This window comes from Butyrivibrio sp. AD3002 (assembly GCF_000420905.1).
In the GTDB taxonomy this organism is placed as follows: Bacteria; Bacillota; Clostridia; order Lachnospirales; family Lachnospiraceae; genus Butyrivibrio.
In genome coordinates this window covers 317,452-338,594 of the sequence record NZ_ATVV01000001.1, presented here as the reverse complement: position 1 = coordinate 338,594, position 21,143 = coordinate 317,452, and the positions used below count along the sequence as shown (strand labels likewise).

The window sequence follows — 21,143 nt, the reverse complement described above, 5'->3', positions numbered from 1 at the left end:
CAAAAAACCTTCCCCCTCTGGGGGAAGGCGGCGTTTACGCCGGATGAGGGATGTATATGGTATATCAGAGCAGTGCTCAAAAAGCAGAAGATAATCAGTCATCAGGAATAATGCTAATTACCGTTGGTGCAATAGGACTTATCGCAGATGTGCTTTTTCTTGTAAAAAATCCATTGGATATGCCTATGTTTAATAAATACCTTACCTGCGGAGTCATGGGTGCACTTTTTGTACTGTTTTTTGTTATGGGTATTCTTGCAGTCAGAAGCTATAAGATTTTCAAAGGAAAAGCGGCTGAGGAAGACACCGTTCTTGAGAAGATAAAGGCCTGGAGCGAGGCAGAACTGACTTCTGATTACATAGATACACATATGTATGATGATGACGAAGAATATGAACAGCTTACCGATAAGGAGAGCCTGTTCTTTAAACGTTCGGAGTTTATTAAGAAGGAAATAATGAAAAAATATGTAAATGTCAGTGAGGAACTCGTAGATTCTTTTATTGACAATTACTATGACAAACTTTACGGAGATGAAAATTGATAGCTATTGATATTCTCTGTGTCGGAAAGATTAAAGAGAAATATTGGAATCAAGCTATTTCGGAATATTCCAAAAGACTCACAAGATACTGTAAGCTAAATATTATTGAAGTTCAGGATGAGAAGACTCCGGATAATGCTCCGCCTGCATTGGAACAGCAGATAAAGGAAAAAGAAGGAGAACGTCTTTTAAAGCATATAGATCAGAAGGCTCTTAAGTTTGCTCTTGCTATTGACGGAAAACGATTCTCTTCCACATCCTTTGCGGATACCATTCAGGATGAATGTACAAGAGGTGTGAGCAAGCTACAGTTTATCATCGGTGGGTCTTTAGGACTTTCTGATGAGGTATTAAAAGCATGCGAAAGAAAAATAAGCTTTTCGGATATGACTTTTCCTCATCAGATGATGCGCGTGATACTGCTTGAGCAGATATATCGCGCACATAGAATAATTAATGGAGAACCATATCATAAATGAGTAATATTACTGAGAAGACTATGCATCTTGGAATAGAACAGATGCAAAGTATATTCGGGCAGCATGATAAGTATATTCGCAAGATTGAGGATAACCTTAAGGTTGAAATAATAGACAGAGGCGGGGAACTTCATATTATTGGTACAGGCGAAGCCGTAAAAAAGGCTGCAGATATTATTGCTGAACTGGCAGATCTCTCCGAAACAGGGTCTGAGATTGAGGAACAGAGCATAAATTATGCCATTCAGATTAGTAATGAACCGACGGAAGATGAAATCCAGGCAAAAGGGCATGTTCTGACTCAGATTGATGGAGATGTTATCTGCCATACAATTAATGGTAAGCCAATTAAACCCAAGACACTCGGGCAGAAGAAATATGTAGATGCCATTAGAAACAACATGATAGTTTTCGGGTTGGGACCGGCCGGAACCGGTAAAACATATCTTGGTATGGCGATGGCAATAACAGCTTTTCAAAAAGGAGAAGTTGAGAGAATCATTCTTACAAGGCCGGCTATTGAAGCAGGAGAAAAGCTCGGATTTTTGCCGGGGGATCTTCAAAGTAAGGTTGATCCATATCTGAGGCCTCTTTATGATGCATTGTATCAGATAATGGGTGCAGACAATTTTGTCAAAAATATGGAAAAAGGTCTTATTGAGGTTGCTCCTCTTGCATATATGAGGGGAAGAACTCTCGATAATTCATTTATAATTCTTGATGAGGCGCAGAACACAACGCCTGCTCAAATGAAGATGTTCCTGACAAGAATCGGGTTTGGCTCAAAAGTCATTATCACAGGAGATTCGACGCAGAAGGATCTTCCGGCTGATACAAAGTCCGGTTTGGATGTTGCATCAGCTGTGTTAAAGAAAATAGATGATATAGCATTTTGCAATCTGACCAGCAGGGATGTTGTACGTCATCCACTGGTTCAGCAGATAGTTAAGGCATATGAGGATTTTGAAAAATCCAAAACCAACGAAGAAAAAAAACGTGCAATTAAGAGGCGGGAAAGACATTAAATCATGACACATGTAAACGGAGTAGCAGCAGAAAACGGTAAGCAGACGGAAAATAATCAGGTAAGAGGTGATAACCCTGTTTTGACATCAATTTTTGATAAGGGGGAGGGACCTATAAGATTTTTCTTTGGATCAATTTTTTTTGTAACAGGACTTATGCTTTTAGGATTTTCAATTCTTTACAAATTAAGCATTGAGGTTGTTATAAGGAATACTTTTACGGGTTTTCTATGTGGCGGTGTTTTGCTATACATGATAAATGATGCCAGTGTTCGTGGACTTTTTGCATACGACAACGGTCAAAAACGAAACAGATATGTATTTTCATATTATGTTGGGCTGATTATTTCTATGGCACTTCCGCTTATTACTGCAGAGGTTTGGCCCTATGTTTTTATTTTCCTTTTGCTTGGTCTTTTTTCCACAAATGAGATTGGTCTGTTCTCAGGCTCAATGCTTGTAATGTTCTCGGTTCTTCTTGAAAAAGAGGGGAGTTATTCGGAATTCTTTATCTATTTTGTTGCCGGAGCAGTTGTACTTGTCCTCTTACGTGATCTTAATGAAACGACAAAAATCGGTTTTCCGGTTTTCATTTCCATGGCGCTGCTGTTTTCACTTATTGTAGCGTATGACATACTTTTTCAGAATAGGACACTTACCCCTACTATGCTTATTGTTCCGATTGTTAATATCGTTGTGACAATAATTTTGATGCTTATTCTTTTGAATATCTTCGGGGTTTATGTCATAAGAAAAAGTAATGACAGATACATGGACATTAATGACACGGAATTTCCGCTTTTGGTCAGGCTCAAAGAGAAGGATAAGGCAGCCTATTTTAGGGCAATTCATATTGCATACCTTTCTGAGAGAATAGCCATGGATCTTGGACTGAATGCCAGAGCTGTAAAGACTATGTCTTATTATTATAAGATCGGTGTTATTGACGACTCAAAAACATGGGACGAGGTTAAGCATTTTTATATTGAGAATAACTTTCCTGATGAGGCTGTGCAGTATCTTAAAGAATATATTGAAAATGATAAGTCAAAACACCGCTCAAAGGAAGCGGCTATCATTTTTATGTGTGAGACGCTGATTGCTTCTATTACGTACCTTTTTGAAAAGGATAAGAATACAAAGATCAATTACGATGAACTTATAGATAAGATTTTCCTTCATAAGATAGAAAATAAAGATCTGTATAATTATGATATTTCTCTTTATGAAATTGAACGCATGAAAAAGCTTATGAAAAAGGAGAAACTATATTATGATTTTCTTCGTTGATAATGAAGTTGATGCGAAGTTTTCTTTTGATATTGAAGAGACTGCAAAGAAGGTTGCGGGAGAAGTCCTTAAGAGTGAAGGATGTCCGTTTGATGTTCAGCTTAGCCTTCTGATAACGGATGATGAAGGTATAAGGCAGATCAATTCAGAATTTCGCGAAATCGATTCTCCAACAGATGTGCTTTCATTCCCCAATATAAGCTACGAAAATCCGGGAGATTTTTCGGCAGCAATGGGTGAACAAAAGATAGATGTTACGGATCCTGAGAGCGGCCTCATAGTTTTGGGGGACATAGTTATAAATGAAAACCGTGTAAGGCAGCAAGCTGAGGAATTCGGGCATAGTGAGCTTAGAGAATTTGCCTTTCTTGTGGCACATTCCATGCTTCATCTTTGTGGATATGACCACATGGAAGAGGATGAAGCCAAAGTGATGGAAGAAAAACAGGAAAATGTTTTGCAGTCACTGGGAATTACCAGAGACTAAGCGGAAACGGGTGAGAGGTATGAGTAAAAAGTTTAGGATAAGACCGGACGTTGTTCTTTCGTCCGGAATGATTTTTATATTGGCTATTATGGCTCTTTTGGTAGCATTTTTTGATATGGCCGGAGCTGACGGGGTAGGCTTTCTTGCTGCTCCAATTTCTTTATTTATGGTAGCTTATCTTGTTTTTATCTGTGCTTTTGAAAACACCACACGGGAGATGGTTAAAAACAGATTGCACAGAAGCCAGATGCTATCAGCAAGGAAAAATGTAAGGCAACTTATGTTTATAAGCTTTGGCGTTGGTCTTTTCTGTACTCTTTTCAGTGCTGGAATTTCAATAGTTCTGGCTAATCCGGTATTTCACTCGCCGAGAAGTTTTTATGTACTTCTTTTGGTTTCGCCCGTATTTTTGTTCCTGAGTATTCAGGGTGTTTTAAGAGGATATTTAAGCGGATCCGGTTTTGCTATCGTTTCTATCATTTCAGATGCCATTCTTACATGTATTACGGTTGTTTCAACCTTTGTTTTGTCAAATGCGGTATTTGACTATGGTAAAAAAGTAGATGCACTTATGCATGTAGATGATATTGCACCTGCATATGGTGCTATTGGTGCCTGCCTTGGTATTGCTATCAGCTCACTGATAAGTTTTCTTTTTGTGACTATAATGTTTCTTATCAGAAAGAAAGACCTTAATGAGAAGACGCAGGATAGTATACCGGTGAATGATAACCATAAGAACGAGTGCGTAAATGATCTCATTACTAATTGCATAATAGCAGCAGCCACAGGATTGCTGGTTCTTGCTGATGAGTGTGTATACTTGAATGTTGCACATAAGCTTCATCCCATGGAAGATAATATTGATAACTGGGGAATTTATATCGGTCAATGTGTTGCGGTTGTGGTATTTTTTGTATTCATTACAGCCCTTCCGTTTGTAAAATCCTGGTACGGTGTTCATGTCAGCATTATGAAAAAGGATTATAAGTCTGCAAGAGTCAGACTACAGAGTCTTGTTCATTTTGAAGCAATGCTTATTTTCCCTGTAGTTATTTGGATTATGCTTCTGGCTAATACTTTTAATACTGTTGTTTTCGGGAAAAGTAATGATGCGGGAGTTGATATGGTAATACTTGCAATTCCGGTAGTGATTCCTGCGGCAATCATTGTATTTCAATCCTTTTTGTTGAAACAGTTGAAAAATAAGTTTGTGATGGCTATGAATTTAATAATCGGTGTAATCATCCATTTTGCAGTTCTTCTGGCAATGTCCTATATAGGAGGCTTTGGAATTCATGCATCAATAGCAGCTTTTGCTGCAATGTTTGTTGTTCAGGGAATTCTTGGGCTTTTGGAAATCAAGGTTATGCTTGATGTTAATCTGCAAATGGTAAGAAATATTCTTATGCCGCTCATTGCAGCTGCTGGCTCAGGACTTATTGCACTTTTGATAGACCGTATTCTGGTAAATATTATTGGAGAAATACTGACATTATTCATATGCGTTGTTGTTGCATTTGTGATATATATGCTTCTGCTTATTGTTTTAAGAAGCGTGAATCGTTATGAAGTAGAGAGAATGCCTCTGGGAGATTATTTTGCTCTTGTTTCGGATATGGTGAACGGAGAAAGGAATTAAAAAAAGTGTCATCAAGAAATCAAGTTGTAATTGCGGGAGGCGGTGCCTCAGGTATGTGCGCTGCAATTGCTGCTGCAAGAAAAGGCGCCGTAGTGAGAATTATAGAAAAAACAGATGTTTGTGGGAAGAAACTTTCCATGACCGGAAATGGTCGCTGTAATCTTGCCAATCTCAAGGTGTCCCCGGATGATTATAATGTCAACTCAAGGACAAGAATGAAGAAATGGCTTAAGCAGTTTGGCGTTGACAGAGTAACTGAGTTTTTTTCTTCTCTTGGCCTGGTCATAGTAGGAGAAGATGGATATCTTTATCCCATATCAGGGCAAGCTGGCTCTGTTGTTTCTGTACTTTTAAATGAATGTGTAAGGCTTGGCGTAGATTTCACGTATAATGAGCAGGTAAAGCGCATTATCAAAAATGAGGACGGTACTTTTACTGTAAAAACCGACAAGGGTGAATATGGAGCCGACAGTGTAATTCTTTCAACAGGAGGCCTGGCAGGTCCGAAGTCAACAGGTTCAACCGGAGATGGCTACTATATATGTGAACAGCTAGGAATGACAAAGAAAGATACGTTTCCGGCACTGGTTTCTCTTCTTTCTGAGGATGAGACACTTCCCACGGAAAGTGGTGTGAGAGCACTTGCCCGTGTGACATTTATGATTGGCGACGGGGAGATAGCGAAAGAGTACGGTGAGGTTCAGATAACCTCAAAAGGTATTTCCGGAATTCCTGTTATGCAGGCATCTGGGACAGTTGCAGAACATCTTTCAAAGGGAAGACCTGTTACCTGTTCAATTGATTTCTTTCCCGGATACAGTGATGGCGAATTTGACGCTCTTGTAGATAGGATGATGTGCCTTTCGGAGGAAAGAAAGGTTGGCGATCTTCTGGATGGCTTTTGCAATTCTCATATTAATGAAATGGTACTTCGCAGAATGAAAATTAGCAGGGGCATGAAAGTTAAAAACGTAGGCGAGTCGATGCTGGCATGCATTTTATATAAATATAGGGATATAAGAATCAATATTACAGGTATCGGTGACTATAAAAAAGCTCAGGTAACCCGTGGTGGTATAAGTTTAGGCGATCTCTCTGACACTCTTTCGTCAAAAAGGTGTCCGGGAGTCTATGTTGTCGGCGAGTTATGCGATGTCGATGGCAGATGCGGTGGTTATAATCTTCAGTGGGCATGGACCAGCGGATATATTGCAGGGGAGGCTGCAGGCTCCTTATGATACGATTAAATTCGGTAAAAATAAGAAATAATGGCTTCGAAGCTTACCTAAAAGGTAGCGAACCTTTTGATGCGATAAAAAACAATCTCAAAAATAAAGCAGCTAAGCTTTTAAAAATCAATCCTTCAAACATTTCCGAGATAATAATACGCAAGCATTCAATAGATGCCAGAAAAAAAGCGGAAATCTACGATGTTTATGTAGTGGATTTGAGACTCTCTTCAAAAGCGCCTTCCGAAGATGAGGTGATAAAAAAATCCAGATGCAAAACTGCAGCTGTTGTTTCTTCAAAGAAATATAAGTTCCCAGTAAACAGAAAAGAAGATGAGGAAAGCAAAAGAGAGTACAGCGGAGGTGTCACAAGACCGATTATTATCGGATCCGGGCCCGCCGGTCTTTTTTGTGCTTATGAACTTGCAAATGCAGGGTATTGCCCAATCGTATTAGAGAGGGGCATGGATATTGATAAAAGGCATGAAGCTGTTGAAAACTTTTGGAACGGTGGCAAGCTGCTGCCAAAAGGCAATGTGCAGTTTGGAGAGGGTGGTGCCGGTACTTTTTCAGACGGTAAGCTAAATACTATGGTCAAGGATAAGAAGGGCCTTGCACTTGAATGCCTTTCTGTCTTTCATGAATTCGGTGCGAAGGAAGATATTCTTTTCGAATCCAAACCGCATATTGGTACGGATGTTTTAAGAAAAGTCATAAAAAATATCAGAAATGAAATAATAGCGCTTGGAGGCACATTTTACTTTGAAACACAGGTCACAAAGCTTGTGATTTCTGATGGGAAAATAAAAGGTGTTAAGTGTGATAACGGTAAACAGTTTAGATCTGATATTGTCGTTCTTGCAATCGGTCATAGTGCAAGAGACACATTTGAGGAGCTAAAAGAAACAGGCATAAATATGGAGCCAAAGGCCTTTGCGGTTGGCCTTAGAGTTGAACATCCGCAGACTTTGATCAATAAATCTCAGTATGGGATAGAAAAACCGGAGTCATTACCTCCCGCTCCTTATAAAGTTACAGCCAGAAGCTCGGATGGAAGAGGTGTGTACTCATTTTGCATGTGTCCCGGGGGGTATGTGGTCAACGCCTCATCGGAAGAAAACAGACTTTGCGTTAATGGTATGAGTTATTCCGGGCGCGACGGAGATAATGCTAACAGCGCAATAGTAGTAACTGTGGAACCGAAGGACTTTGGAGGCAGTGATGTCCTATCCGGTATGGAATTTCAAAGAAGACTTGAAGAGAAGGCATTTAGTATCGGAGAGGGAAAGGTTCCGGCAGAGTATTATGATGATTTCAAGAATGCGGTTTTAGATAATGATGTAAACAATAGACATGAATCCGAAAGAAACCAGCCAAGAATAAAAGGATTGTGGAAATTTGCACCGGTACATGAAATATTGCCGCATAATATAAATCTTTCCATTACTGAAGGTATGGAACAGTTTGGAAGAATGATAAAAGGATTTGACTCCGATGATGCTATTTTGTCAGGTGTTGAATCAAGGACTTCTTCTCCTGTCAGAATTAATAGGGATGATAATCTTGAAGCACTGGGAATCAAAGGGCTTTATCCTTGCGGAGAAGGTGCAGGCTATGCCGGCGGAATAACGTCTGCTGCTATGGATGGAATAAGAGTTGCAGAGCAGATTGCAATTCATTACAGATGCCCGAAGGAAGAACTTAGAAAGCAGATGTCCGATAAGCGTAATTTGCTTTCTGAAAAAGAAAAAGCTGTGCTAGATAGCAACATATTTGAGAAACTAATAGATTCAAAAGAATATACAGATGCGAATAACATTCTGGTTTATTGCAGTATGGGTAATGAAGCAGATACTCATAATATAATATGCAGTGCTTTAAGTGATAATAAAAATGTTTTCTGCCCCGTGATAACAGATACTAAAGGCAGAGCTATGGAATTTGTGAGAATAGAAGCCCTTAGTGATTTAATACCCGGGAAATTTGGAATAAACGAGCCTCAGATAAACAATGATTCCGTTTTGTATAAAGGACATGAAGGCAAGACACTCATTATTCTGCCGGGATTATTATTTGACAGAAAAGGAAACAGAATAGGCTACGGAGGCGGATTCTACGACAGATATATAATGCGCTTTAAAAATGAGATCAGTGATGATACTATGAAACCTATAGCAATTGGATATAATTTTCAGCTTGTATCTGATGATCTTACAGAATATATGGGTAGTTTCGATTTCAAGACATCAATGATAATCACCGATAAGGAGAAGATAAGTATATGAGTATCCCAAAAGATAACATTAGCGAGACTATAAAGACAATGGGACAAAAGGCTCATAGTGCGAAATTTGAGCTTCAAAATCTCACGGAGAGCGAAAAAAACGAGGCGCTCTTAAGCGTAGCAAAAGCTTTGACAGACAGCACCGAAGATATTCTTAAGGCGAACGGTATTGATATAAAAAACGGTGAGGAGAAAGGAATGCATCAGGGGCTCCTTGACAGACTTCGCCTTACCGAAAGCAGAATAGAGGATATGGCTGAGGGAATCAGGCAGGTAGCCGAGCTTCCCGATCCTATCGGTAATGTTATAGACAGCTGGGAACTTGAGAATGGACTGAAGATTAAAAAAGTAAGTGTTCCGCTTGGTGTTATCGGCATAATATACGAGTCAAGACCAAATGTAACCGCTGATGCATTCAGTCTTACCTTTAAAGCAGGAAATGCTGTTATTTTAAAGGGGGGATCTGATGCGATAAACTCCAATATGGTAATTACCGACATCATCAGGAAGGCTATTGAAGCAAAAGGATATAATCCCGATTTTATACAGCTTATTCCTTTTACTGATAGGAGCGCGGTGGGTGAAATGCTTTCTCTTAGAGAGTATATTGATGTTGTTATTCCGAGAGGAAGCGCAGGCCTGATAAAGATGGTGTGTGAGAACAGCAAGATTCCAGTGATAGAAACCGGAAGCGGTAACTGTCATATATACATTGATAAAACAGCAGATATTGATAAAGCTATTCCGATAATAATAAATGCTAAAACCCAGAGAATAGGTGTTTGTAATGCGGCCGAATCACTTGTGGTTCACGAGGATATTAAGAATGACCTGCTGCCGAGGCTGAATGCCGCTATGCAGGAGCATAATGTTGAACTCAGAGCTGATGATGCTTCGATTCAGCTTTTGCCCGGAGCTAAAAAAGCTACTGAGGAAGATTTTGCCACTGAGTATCTTGATTATATTTTATCTGTAAAAACTGTTAAGAGTACCAAGGAAGCCATAGAGCATATCAATAAATATAATACAGGTCATTCCGAGAGCATAATTACTGAAGATAAGGAAAGCGCCGAGTTGTTTTTGAACGGTGTTGATGCAGCTTGTGTGTATGTAAATGCTTCAACAAGGTTTACCGACGGATTTCAGTTTGGCTTTGGCGCCGAAATCGGAATAAGCACGCAAAAGCTCCATGCCAGAGGGCCTATGGGACTTAAGGAACTTACCTCCTACAAATATGCCATTACAGGTGATGGCCAGATTAGAGAATAAAAGCAGAAAGAAAAAGCAGGATGAAGACGAAAGAAGAAATTCAGAGATTGAGAGAAGAGATAATCGATGTGTCGCTTTCTCTACTTGAACAGGGACTTATTGTAAGAACCTGGGGAAATATAAGCGCAAGGATTGATGATAAACATTATCTTATAACGCCAAGCGGCATAAGATATGAAGATTTGGAACCTCAGATGCTTCCTGTTGTTTCAATTGAGGATGGTTCTTATGAAGGAGAATACAAACCCTCAAGTGAGTATCTGGTACATACTGCAATATACAGTTCAAGGAATGATGCGGAATTTATTGTTCATACGCATCAGGTATATGCAACCTGTGTCGGGGCTCTTGGGAAAAAGAGGATTAAGGCAGAACATAAGGAACGTAAAATTGTTTTTCCTGTTGCCGAATATGCACTTCCCGGAACTAAAACTCTGGCGGATAACGTTAAGGATGCAGCAATCAAAAATAATGAAACCAGAAGCATTATCATGGCTAATCACGGCGCCGTATGTTTCGGACATAACGCCAGAGACGCTGTCAATGAAGCAATAAAGCTTGAAATGGCATCAAAAAAATATATATACAGTATATGTAAAACTGAGATTCCAAATGAAATAATTGAAGGATTCAGCAGTAAACTGGAAGATGGTAAAATAGTTTACCTTAGGAATGATACTCCTGAGAGAGTTAAACTGATTCATCAGACAATATATTCCAAAAGGCCTGATGTACACTACGTTTTCCATAACAAGTCCGAAGCTGTTATGACAATATCAAGAAGAGTAAATCACATGAGACCGCTTCTTGATGACTTCGCTCAGATAATTGGAATAAGTGTCCGAATTCCGACTGCAGAGGGAGCCCCCCTTGTGGTTAAGAAAAATATTAATGCCGTTTTTGCATATAATGACGGAGCTTATTGTCTCGGAGATACCGAAGAAAACGCGAAATCTGCGGCTCTTGTGCTTGATAAAGGATGCCTTGCTCATATCAGTGCAACAAGATTCGGAGAGGGAAGATTTATATCTTTATTCGACTGTAAAAAGATGAACAGAAACTACATAAAGAATTATAGTATCCTTGCAAATTCAGTAAAATAGCATGTATTATATTTATATACAAAAAATTTTATGAGGTGACAGGTTATGGCGAAGGAAACAAAAAAAGATTCGTACGTAGCTTACGTTGCGAGTTATACTTCAGGTTCTAAGGAAAACTACGGTATTCGTATCTATGATGTAGATATGAAGAACGGAAGATTGACAGAGAAGGAGAAGGTAAAAATCACCAATTCTTCTTACATTGTTCTGTCACACAGCAGAGAGACACTATATTCGATTACAGATGCCGGTGTTGAGGCTTATCACATTGAGGATGACGGTAGCCTTACAATTCTCAACAAGGCATCAATTAATGGTATGCGTGGCTGTTATATCAATATGGATCAGCATGATAAGTTTCTTGTATGCGCAGGCTACCATGATGGTAAGGTTACTATTCTGGAGCTTAAGGAAGATGGAAGTATCGGGAAGATTACCGATGAGAAATTCCATAAGGGGCTTGGCACAATAGCAGGTAGAAACCATACACCACATGTGCAATGCATAAAAGTGACCAAGGATAATAAATATCTTCTTGCTGCTGATCTTGGTATGGATCGTGTTAATGTTTACAGATTCGATACTGAAAACGGTAAGATTTCTGATATCGATGTAATTCACTGTGATCAGGAATCATCTCCCAGACATATGCAGTTTTCACAGGATGGTAAATTCCTTTATGTCGTATTTGAGCAGCAGTGCAGCATCAATGTTTATCAATATACAGAGGAGAAGGGGCTTCCTTCATTTGAAGAGATCCAGTCAGTACAGAATTCTGATGAACAGGATACAATCGGTGTTGCCAGCAGTGCTCTGAAATTCTCCGATGATTACAATTATCTTGTAAGCTCTGTTGCGGGCGAAAACAATGTAATTGTTTATAAGGTTGATAAGGAAACCGGTCTATTAACAAAGAAGATCGAACTTCCTATTTCCGGAGAGTATCCAAAGGATGCATGTCTGTTCCCTGATAACAAGCATTTGGTATCACTTAATCAGGAATCAAGTACAATGACTTTCTTCAATGTAAATTTTGATAAGAATACACTTGTTATGAACGGTCCTGAAATGAAAGTTGACCGTCCCAACTGTATTGTATTCCATAAACTTGGGGAGAGAATCAAAGTTAGGGATAATTAAAAAATTATTTATACTAAAAAATCAGCCGGCATACTATGTATACCGGCTGATTTTTTAGCGACTATAAAAGTCGGTCAGGTAGGAAATCCTTGAGTGCATGTTGGACATAAGGAGATCAAGTATAGTGAAAGCGCACATGCATTCAACAACTACGACCGCACGGGGTACAATAACAGGGTCATGGCGTCCCTTTATATTAATTTCAATCTCTTCATTTTTTTTATTTATTGTTTGCTGCGTTGAAGAAATGCTTGGTGTAGGTTTTATATGGGCACGGAGGAGAATATCGGTTCCATCACTCATTCCGCCAAGTATTCCGCCGGAGTGGTTTGTTTTTTTGGAGACTTTGTCGCCATTCATACAAAATGCGTCATTATTGTCGGAACCAAAAGCTGAGGATACAAGTACTCCATCCCCGATCTCTACGGCTTTTACAGAACCTATGCTCATAACAGCCTTAGAAAGCAGGGCATCAAGCTTATCAAAGACGGGCTCACCGATACCTGCCGGCATGCCTGTTATTTTGCATTCGATTACTCCGCCAACGGAATCACCTTTTTCCCTGCAATTAACAATAAGATCGGTTGCTCTTTTATCAGCTTGGGCATCAGGCATGGCTGTAATGGAACTTAAAATTTGAGCCCTGTCGAATTTGGAATCATCGATAGCAACATCACCGATGGATCTGGTATAAGCATATACATCTATTCCCAACTGCGAAAGGAGCTTATGACATATTGCCCCTGCAGCAACACGGCCGATAGTTTCACGGCCTGAACTTCTGCCGCCACCTCTATAGTCTCTGAAACCGTATTTTTTATCAAAACCATAATCTGCATGACCGGGTCTGTAGTATCCGGCTATCTCAGAATAATCGGCAGATATCTGTGAAGTATTTTCGACCATCAAAGAAATAGGTGTTCCGGTGGTTTTTCCTTCAAATATTCCTGAAAGGATTTTTACTGAATCATTTTCTTTTCTTGGGGTAGTGACTTTCGAAGATCCGGGCTTCCTTCTGTCAAGAAATGACTGTATATCGCTTTCGGAAAGTTCAAGACCGGCAGGAAACCCGTCTAAAACGACACCCAGTGCGGCTCCGTGAGATTCCCCCCAGGTTGTCATTGAAATGTTTTTACCGAATGTAGATCCGCTCATAAATTATGTCCTTCTTCTCTTTTTTGAAATTATTTTTCTTTATTTTACACATATTTTGAAACAAAACAAACAAAAAACCTTGATTTTATGATGAAAATGTGGTATTCCTTAAAATATTCTTAATTTTTTGTTTAAATATTATGCAAAAGTGCTAAAATAGAAATGAAAATTTTTTTTATGAGGTTGGTATGTAATGCGTGCAAATAGTTTACAGATGGGACCGACGTTCCGGGATAAGTTAATGGAACAGGTCCGCTCGTTTAACCGAAAGCACAAGAAATTAAAATTTTTGGGGATGTTTTACGCGATGGTAGTATTACTTTTTTATAACATTGGGCTTCATTTTTGCCACAATGTTAAAAGGTATACATGCCTTGCAAGCATTTTGTTTTTCTTTATCGCCAGCAGTAGTTTTACTTATCCGGATGCAATCAGTCTGAACGTCAGCTTTATTTCGGATTTTGATAAAGAGGCGGAGCAGAAAGAGTATTATACTTTGGATTCACTCGAGGCTGTTTCTTCAGAATCAGAAGCAGAGCTCGCTTCGAATACGCCTGTTGATAAGGATAAGATCATTGAGGAAGAGGATAACGGACTTTCCGAGGATCAGGAGCTTGCACAGGGATTTGTACTTGCTAATCAGATAGATGATTTAGATGATTCTGAGGATGATTTTAAAGAGACAGAGGATTCTTCGGAAGTATCGTTTGACAAAACAGACTGGAAATTGATTCTTGTAAATAAACAGCATCCAATACCGGAGGGTTACGAATTCCCCTTTGGTGATATAAATGAATCAATGCATTGTGATAAAAGGGTTATTTCACCCCTTATGGCGATGATTAAAGATGCTGCAAATGCAGGAATAAACCTGGCAATTTGTTCTCCTTTCAGAGACAATGATCGTCAGGAGGGGCTGTTTTCCAGGAAAATAAATAATTACCTTGAGGCAGGGCTTTCATACAAGGATGCTTATAATGTAACATCGCAGGCAGTTACCGTGCCCGGAGCCTCTGAGCACCAGATAGGGCTTGCATTTGACATTGTCTGTGGGACTTACTACAGTCTGGATGAGGGATTTGGCGATACTGCTGCAGGTAAATGGCTTGCGGATAACAGTTATAATTATGGCTTTATCGTAAGATATCTTAAAGGCAAGGAAAACATTACAGGTATCGAATACGAGCCATGGCATTTCAGATATGTTGGTGTCGATGCTGCTACGATAATGCATGAGCAGGACCTTTGTCTGGAAGAATTTTGGGATATGTATTTGTATGATTGATTTTTTGGGGCTGTTGCAATATAATGCAACAGCTTCCATTTTTATATAAAAAAGATGTTATTTCATGAAGCGGAAGGATAATGAATGTATAAGATTTTAAAACAGGAAGGAATGGCTAAGAGAGCCAGCTTCGAAACAGTTCACGGCAAAATCGAAACGCCGGTTTTTATGAACGTTGCGACCGTTGCTGCCATTAAAGGAGCAGTATCCACAGAAGATCTTGAGCAGATTGATACACAGGTAGTTTTGTCCAACACCTATCATCTTCATCTGCGCCCGGGTGATGATGTTATCTATAAGATGGGTGGACTGCATAAATTTATGAGCTGCAATAAGCCTATCTTGACCGATTCAGGTGGATTTCAGGTATTTTCTCTTTCTGAGAACAGGAGAATTAAGGAAGAGGGAGTATACTTCAGATCGCATATTGACGGACATAAACTTTTTATGGGACCGGAAGAGAGTATGAGGATACAGTCCCATATAGCTTCTACTATTGCGATGGCGTTTGATGAGTGTCCCTCAGCACGTGCTGATCATGACTATGTAAAGTTTTCCGTGGACAGAACCACCAGATGGCTTAAGCGTTGTCAGGATGAGATGAAAAGACTTAATTCTCTTCCGGATACAATAAATAAGGATCAGCTTTTGTTCGGAATAAATCAGGGTGCCATATTTGATGACCTCAGAATTGAACATGCTAAGAGAATCTCAGAGATGGAGCTTGATGGTTATGCTGTAGGTGGACTTGCGGTAGGTGAGACGCATGAGGAGATGTATCATGTTCTTGATATTGTAACAGATCATTTGCCTAAGAATAAGCCTACATATCTTATGGGAGTCGGTACTCCGGCCAATATCCTGGAGGCAGTTGACAGAGGAATTGATTTCTTTGACTGCGTTTATCCCAGTCGAAACGGAAGGCATGGACATCTTTACACAAGGAGAGGTCATATTAATCTTCTTAATGCACAATATGAATTGGATGACAGACCGATCGAAGAGGGATGTAATTGTCCTGCTTGCAGAAGATATTCAAGAAGCTATATAAGACATCTTCTTAAATCCGGCGAGATGCTGGGAATGAGATTGTGTGTTCTTCATAATCTGTATTTCTATAATCATCTTATGGAGGATATCAGAAGTGCCCTTGATGAGGGAAGATATAAAAAGTTTAAAGAAGAAACCCTTGATGCCATGAAGGAATTTGATAAGGATGAACCGGCTGAAAGATATGATATAGCAAAAGGTTGGAAAAAGGGTTAAAAAGTATACTTGTTTTAAAGTGCTATTAATTGTAAGATTATTCATATGCTTACAAAGCTAGTAAAAAGGATATTTGGAGGTTGATATGAGTTTTGTTAACACTATGGCTCTCGAAAGTACCGGTGCAGCAGGCGGAGCCGGCGGTATGTTGATCATACTTGTTTATGTTGCTATTTTTGCGGTTCTGTATTTTATTATGATCCGTCCTCAGAGAAAGGAACAGAAGCAGAAAGCACAGCTCCTTTCTCAGCTCGCTGTAGGAGACAGCGTTCGTACTACAGGAGGATTTATCGGAACTGTTATCGATATTGATGATGAGTCATCAACAGTTATCGTTGAGTTTGGTAACAACAAGAATTGCCGCATTCCTATGGTTAAAGATGCTATCGTAGAGGTTGAAAAGCCTGAGGATGCTGTAAAGGATAATTCAAAAGAAGAAAAATCCAAGTAAAAAGAAGACTTGTTTTTAAGTCTGCATTATAAAGTGGCAGCCGGCGGAACAAAAATTTTTGCCGGCTATCATTATAATATGGGGAGAAATGATTATGAAAATGGGGATAACATGTATTCCTGGTGACGGAATCGGTCCGGAAATCGTAGCAGAAGCCAAGAAAGTACTTAATAAAGTCGCTGAAGCTTATGGACATGAGTTTGCTTTCACGGATGTTCTGATGGGCGGAGCATCGATTGATGCATACGGATCACCACTTACAGATGAAACTATCGAAACTTGTAAACAGGCTGATGCTGTTCTCATGGGTTCAATCGGTGGAAATACTTCCACTTCACCCTGGTATAAGCTTGAGCCATCTCTCAGACCTGAAGCCGGACTTCTTAGGCTTCGTAAATCCTTGAATCTTTTTGCAAATTTAAGACCTGCTTTCTTGTATCCAGAGTTAAAGGATGCATGCCCTCTTAAATCAGAGACCTCTGAAAAAGGCTTTGATCTTTTAATAATGCGCGAACTTACGGGTGGTCTATATTTTGGTGACAGATACACAAAGGAAGTTGACGGGGAGATGGTCGCAACCGATACTCTTGTTTACACTGAGAGCGAGATTAGAAGAATAGCTATTAAAGCCTTTGATGTTGCGATGCTGCGCTCTAAAAAGGTAATCAGTGTTGATAAGGCTAATGTTCTTGATTCCTCGAGGCTTTGGAGAAAGGTTGTCGAGGAGGTTGCGAAGGATTATCCGGAAGTGGAACTCTCACATATGCTTGTAGACAACTGTGCTATGCAGCTGGTTAAGGATCCTTCTCAATTTGATGTTGTACTTACAGAGAATATGTTTGGAGATATTCTTTCTGATGAAGCCAGCATGGTTACCGGATCCATAGGAATGCTACCCAGTGCTTCACTTAATGAGACTAGCTTTGGATTATATGAGCCAAGTCATGGAAGTGCACCTGATATTGCCGGAATGGATATTGCAAATCCTATTGCAACCATTCTTTCAGCTGCCATGATGCTTAGATATACATTTAAACTTGAGAAAGAAGCGGACAGCATCGAAAATGCTGTAAAAAAAGCTCTTGAAGAGGGCTATCGTACTTCTGATCTTATTCGCGCCGGCGAAAATATAAGTGAAGATAAAAAGTGCGGATGCAGGAAGATGGGAGATATAATTGCTTCGAGAATCAACTGAACCTGAAGATAAAACTTTATACGATTATCTGCCCCAGGAACCGATAGATATGGTTGTGGTTCTCTCTATAATAGCAATGGCTTTTTACTATATATGGAGGGCCACTTATCTAACCCCCTGGTATGATGAGCTCTATACATATTACTATTTTATAAGCAGAGGGCCGGTATATTCCGCTATCCACTGGCCACTTCCCAACAATCATGTTGGATATTCTGTTCTGTCATCACTGCTCAATACATTTGGCAACTCATATATAGGGCTGAGGGGAATATCATTTCTTTGCGCTGTTTTTAATCCATATCTTGTATACAGACTGAGCAGAAGGTTTTTGGAAGATTGCTATGCGTATGGCGCAATGCTTCTTTTCTTTTCCTGCATGCTGGTTAACGACCTGTCAATACAGGGGAGAGGGTATACTCTGGCCTGTACATGCTTTTTGATTACTCTGCGACAACTTACGATTATATGCAGATCGGAGGAATTTAAGCTTCCCGATTACATTGTCTTTGGTTTTGCATTAATACTTGGTTTATATACATTACCGAGTAGTATTTACTGGGTGATACCATCCTGCCTTGCTGCCGGAATATTTCTTCTGGTTAATGGATACAGGACTTATGATTATCGTGATTCTATATGGAAGACAAGATATTTTAAAAGGCTGAAAAACTGTATTATCACAGGCCTTATTTCAGCTGTAATAGTCTTTTGCCTGTATCTGATAATATGGCTTGCTGTCGGTTCAAATCTTCTGGTAAAGGATGAAGCGGGGCGATTCTTTGGGATGTCTCATACTAAGCTTATATTGTCACATCCTTTTGCAGCGGTGCGGGAAGGCCTTAATTATATGCTTTCTCAGCCTTATATTCAGAGTGTGAGCAGAACCGGATACTTCACCAGTTTTGCCAGCTGGACTAAATCCTTAAGCGGACTTATGTTTCCGGGATTCGGCATAGTGACTCTTTTGATTTCAATATGTGCACTGATAATACTGATTGCCGAGTGTGTCAGACATTTTGAAAACAGTAGAACCATATTTAATCTTTTGATGATTTTTAATATAATGGGCTATCCCATTATGCTGATCATTCAAGCTAAACTCCCTTATTACAGGGTGTTTTCCTATGTGGGTGTTCTTACTGCAATTGCATATGCATTTGTACTTGAACATCAGAGTACGATGATTAGATATTTTTTACGAAAAAACGAGAATGCCGGGTCTCTTAGAGCTATGATTAAATGGGTGCCCGTTATAGCTATGATAGCTTTCTGCGCGGTTCTTATGCTGAAACCGGAATATCACAGCCAGTATGGTATTCGTGAAACGAATTGTTATAATGCTTTGTATATAGCGCATCCGTCTCAAAAAAAGAATATATGTGTACTTGATTGTGACCAACAATATTTGCTTAAGTTTGGTTGGAATATTGAATGTGAAAATTCAGATGTTACAGACTGTGATTATATTCTTGTTGACAGAGATATGATGACAGAAGGGTATACTGGGGAGGATAGCTGGAAGTTTTATGCGAATTATGAATCCTTACCCTGGGACTATATAAATGCCAATTATTTTATTTTTTATGAAAATGAAGACTTTGTTCTTTACAAAAGATAGGAGGTTATTATGAACAGTGATCGCGTAATGGAAGGACTTCAACAGGCACCTCACAGAAGTCTGTTTAATGCACTTGGTTTTACTGCTGAGGAGAGGAAAAAGCCTCTTATCGGTATTGTCAGTTCTCAGAGTGATATTATTCCCGGACATATGGAACTTGATCGAATTGCTCAGGCTGTAAAGCTTGGCGTTGCGGAAGCCGGCGGAATGCCTGTTATTGTACCTGCAATAGCAGTATGTGACGGTATTGCAATGGGACATATCGGAATGAAATACTCACTTGTTACAAGAGATCTTGTTGCGGACAGCACCGAGTGCCTTGCAATGGCACACGCTTTTGATGGTATGGTAATGATACCCAACTGTGACAAGAACGTTCCCGGACTTCTTATGGCTGCTGCAAGAGTAAATATACCTACTATTTTCTGTTCCGGCGGACCGATGATGGCAGGAAGGGTCGGAGGAAAAAAGAGATCTTTAAGTTCCATGTTCGAGGCAGTCGGAACCTATTCTGCCGGTAATATGACAGAAGACGAGCTTTCTGAATTTGAAGAAAAGGTTTGCCCTACCTGCGGATCTTGTTCAGGTATGTACACCGCAAACTCCATGAACTGTCTTACCGAAGCAATCGGAATGGGTCTTCGCGGTAATGGAACAATTCCTGCTGTATACTCGGCACGTATCAGACTTGCTAAGAAGGCAGGCTACCAGATAATGGAACTTGTTAAAAACAATATCCGTCCAAGAGATATTATGACCAAGGAAGCCTTTGAAAATGCGCTTGCTATGGATATGGCTCTTGGATGCTCTACAAACACCATGCTTCATATTCCCGCAATTGCGCATGAAGCAGGAATTGATATTGATATGGAGATGGCGAACGAGATTTCGGATCGCACTCCCAATCTTTGTCATCTTGCACCTGCAGGTCCTACATATATGGAGGATCTTAATGAGGCAGGCGGTATTTATGCTGTTATGGCTGAGCTTAACAAGAAGAACCTTCTTCATACCGATCTTATTACCTGCACAGGAAAGACTGTAGGAGAAAATATTGCCAATGTCAGAAATCTCGATCCGGAGGTTATCAGACCTATCGAGAATCCCTATATGCCCAATGGTGGAATAGCAGTTCTTAAAGGAAATCTTGCGCCTGATACCGGTATCGTAAAGAGATCAGCAGTGGTTCCGGAGATGATGGCTCATGAAGGCCCTGCAAGAGTATTTGACTGCGAAGAAGATGCAATTGCTGCTATTCTTGGTGGCAAGATTGTAGCAGGAGATGTAGTTGTTATCAGATATGAAGGACCTAAGGGTGGCCCCGGTATGAGAGAGATGCTTAATCCTACATCCGCAATTGCAGGTATGGGACTTGGTTCTTCAGTTGCTCTTATCACAGACGGAAGATTCTCAGGAGCTAGCAGAGGCGCTTCCATTGGACATGTTTCACCGGAGGCAGCTGTCGGAGGACCTATAGCGCTTGTTCAGGAAGGCGATATTATTTCCATAGATATTAATAATAATAAGCTCGATGTTAAAGTATCCGATGAGGAACTTGCAAAGAGAAAGGCACAGTGGAAGCCGAGACAGCCCAAGGTAACAACAGGATATCTTTCACGCTATGAAAAGATGGTTACCAGTGGTAACAGAGGCGCTATCTTAGAAATAAAGTAAAAG

Annotated in this window: 18 protein-coding genes and 1 pseudogene; 18 read left to right on the top strand and 1 reads right to left on the bottom strand. The window is 39.9% G+C overall.

What is annotated here, in order from left to right; all coding sequences use genetic code 11:
- Positions 1–56: 56 nt before the first annotated feature.
- From G596_RS0101455 to G596_RS0101405, 12 genes and pseudogenes are all read left to right on the top strand, one after another.
- Positions 57–545, top strand: coding sequence for a hypothetical protein (locus tag G596_RS0101455; RefSeq protein ID WP_022760050.1), 489 nt, complete (start codon positions 57–59; stop codon positions 543–545).
- Positions 545–1,024, top strand: a complete 480-nt coding sequence (rlmH, locus tag G596_RS0101450) for a 23S rRNA (pseudouridine(1915)-N(3))-methyltransferase RlmH (protein ID WP_026671150.1) — start codon at positions 545–547, stop codon at positions 1,022–1,024. Before G596_RS0101455 ends, rlmH begins: the two co-directional genes overlap by 1 nt.
- The gene (locus tag G596_RS0101445; protein ID WP_022760048.1) at positions 1,021–2,049 is read left to right on the top strand and encodes a PhoH family protein; all 1,029 of its coding nucleotides are present in this window, start codon (positions 1,021–1,023) and stop codon (positions 2,047–2,049) included. The genes rlmH and G596_RS0101445 overlap by 4 nt, the downstream gene beginning before the upstream one ends.
- Before the next feature lie 3 nt (positions 2,050–2,052).
- On the top strand, positions 2,053–3,339 hold the full coding sequence (locus G596_RS0101440; protein WP_022760047.1) for a hypothetical protein: 1,287 nt from the start codon (positions 2,053–2,055) through the stop codon (positions 3,337–3,339).
- Positions 3,323–3,826, top strand: a complete 504-nt coding sequence (gene ybeY, locus G596_RS0101435; protein ID WP_022760046.1) for an rRNA maturation RNase YbeY — start codon at positions 3,323–3,325, stop codon at positions 3,824–3,826. Before G596_RS0101440 ends, ybeY begins: the two co-directional genes overlap by 17 nt.
- Positions 3,827–3,845: 19 nt before the next feature.
- A complete protein-coding gene (locus tag G596_RS0101430; RefSeq protein ID WP_022760045.1) occupies positions 3,846–5,468 on the top strand; it encodes a polysaccharide biosynthesis C-terminal domain-containing protein in 1,623 nt (540 codons plus the stop codon).
- A 5-nt stretch (positions 5,469–5,473) separates the two neighbouring features.
- Positions 5,474–6,706: an aminoacetone oxidase family FAD-binding enzyme gene (locus G596_RS20500; RefSeq protein WP_022760044.1), complete on the top strand. Its 1,233-nt coding sequence runs from the start codon at positions 5,474–5,476 to the stop codon at positions 6,704–6,706.
- Positions 6,703–8,379 (top strand): annotated as a pseudogene (locus G596_RS20495) (NAD(P)/FAD-dependent oxidoreductase); the annotation flags it as partial. The gene G596_RS20500 and the pseudogene G596_RS20495, both read left to right, overlap by 4 nt.
- Positions 8,365–8,982, top strand: coding sequence for a 5-formyltetrahydrofolate cyclo-ligase (locus G596_RS25925; RefSeq protein WP_442855838.1), 618 nt, complete (start codon positions 8,365–8,367; stop codon positions 8,980–8,982). The pseudogene G596_RS20495 and the gene G596_RS25925, both read left to right, overlap by 15 nt.
- Positions 8,979–10,250 (top strand): glutamate-5-semialdehyde dehydrogenase, encoded by a 1,272-nt coding sequence (locus G596_RS0101415; protein ID WP_022760042.1) that lies wholly within the window; start codon positions 8,979–8,981, stop codon positions 10,248–10,250. The genes G596_RS25925 and G596_RS0101415 overlap by 4 nt, the downstream gene beginning before the upstream one ends.
- 20 nt (positions 10,251–10,270) lie before the next feature.
- Positions 10,271–11,353 carry a class II aldolase/adducin family protein gene (locus G596_RS23350; protein ID WP_022760041.1) on the top strand — a complete coding sequence of 361 codons (1,083 nt, stop codon included), beginning with the start codon at positions 10,271–10,273 and terminating at the stop codon, positions 11,351–11,353.
- A gap of 45 nt (positions 11,354–11,398) precedes the next feature.
- Positions 11,399–12,493: a lactonase family protein gene (locus G596_RS0101405; RefSeq protein ID WP_022760040.1), complete on the top strand. Its 1,095-nt coding sequence runs from the start codon at positions 11,399–11,401 to the stop codon at positions 12,491–12,493.
- A 54-nt stretch (positions 12,494–12,547) separates the two neighbouring features.
- Here the strand turns inward: G596_RS0101405 and aroC are convergent, their stop codons facing one another.
- Positions 12,548–13,648, bottom strand: coding sequence for a chorismate synthase (aroC, locus tag G596_RS0101400; RefSeq protein WP_022760039.1), 1,101 nt, complete (start codon positions 13,646–13,648; stop codon positions 12,548–12,550).
- 307 nt (positions 13,649–13,955) lie between these two features.
- On the opposite strand from aroC, the gene G596_RS23345 reads away from it, so the two are divergent.
- From G596_RS23345 to ilvD, 6 genes are all read left to right on the top strand, one after another.
- A complete protein-coding gene (locus G596_RS23345; protein WP_022760038.1) occupies positions 13,956–14,933 on the top strand; it encodes a M15 family metallopeptidase in 978 nt (325 codons plus the stop codon).
- Between the two features lie 84 nt (positions 14,934–15,017).
- Positions 15,018–16,199 carry a tRNA guanosine(34) transglycosylase Tgt gene (gene tgt, locus G596_RS0101390; RefSeq protein ID WP_022760037.1) on the top strand — a complete coding sequence of 394 codons (1,182 nt, stop codon included), beginning with the start codon at positions 15,018–15,020 and terminating at the stop codon, positions 16,197–16,199.
- Positions 16,200–16,284: 85 nt separating this feature from the next.
- Positions 16,285–16,650 (top strand): preprotein translocase subunit YajC, encoded by a 366-nt coding sequence (yajC, locus tag G596_RS0101385; RefSeq protein WP_026497470.1) that lies wholly within the window; start codon positions 16,285–16,287, stop codon positions 16,648–16,650.
- Positions 16,651–16,744: 94 nt separating this feature from the next.
- Positions 16,745–17,845 (top strand): 3-isopropylmalate dehydrogenase, encoded by a 1,101-nt coding sequence (gene leuB, locus G596_RS0101380; protein WP_022760036.1) that lies wholly within the window; start codon positions 16,745–16,747, stop codon positions 17,843–17,845.
- Positions 17,826–19,466, top strand: coding sequence for a glycosyltransferase family 39 protein (locus tag G596_RS0101375; RefSeq protein ID WP_022760035.1), 1,641 nt, complete (start codon positions 17,826–17,828; stop codon positions 19,464–19,466). The genes leuB and G596_RS0101375 overlap by 20 nt, the downstream gene beginning before the upstream one ends.
- Before the next feature lie 9 nt (positions 19,467–19,475).
- Positions 19,476–21,140, top strand: a complete 1,665-nt coding sequence (ilvD, locus tag G596_RS0101370; protein WP_022760034.1) for a dihydroxy-acid dehydratase — start codon at positions 19,476–19,478, stop codon at positions 21,138–21,140.
- The last annotated feature ends 3 nt before the right edge of the window (positions 21,141–21,143 follow it).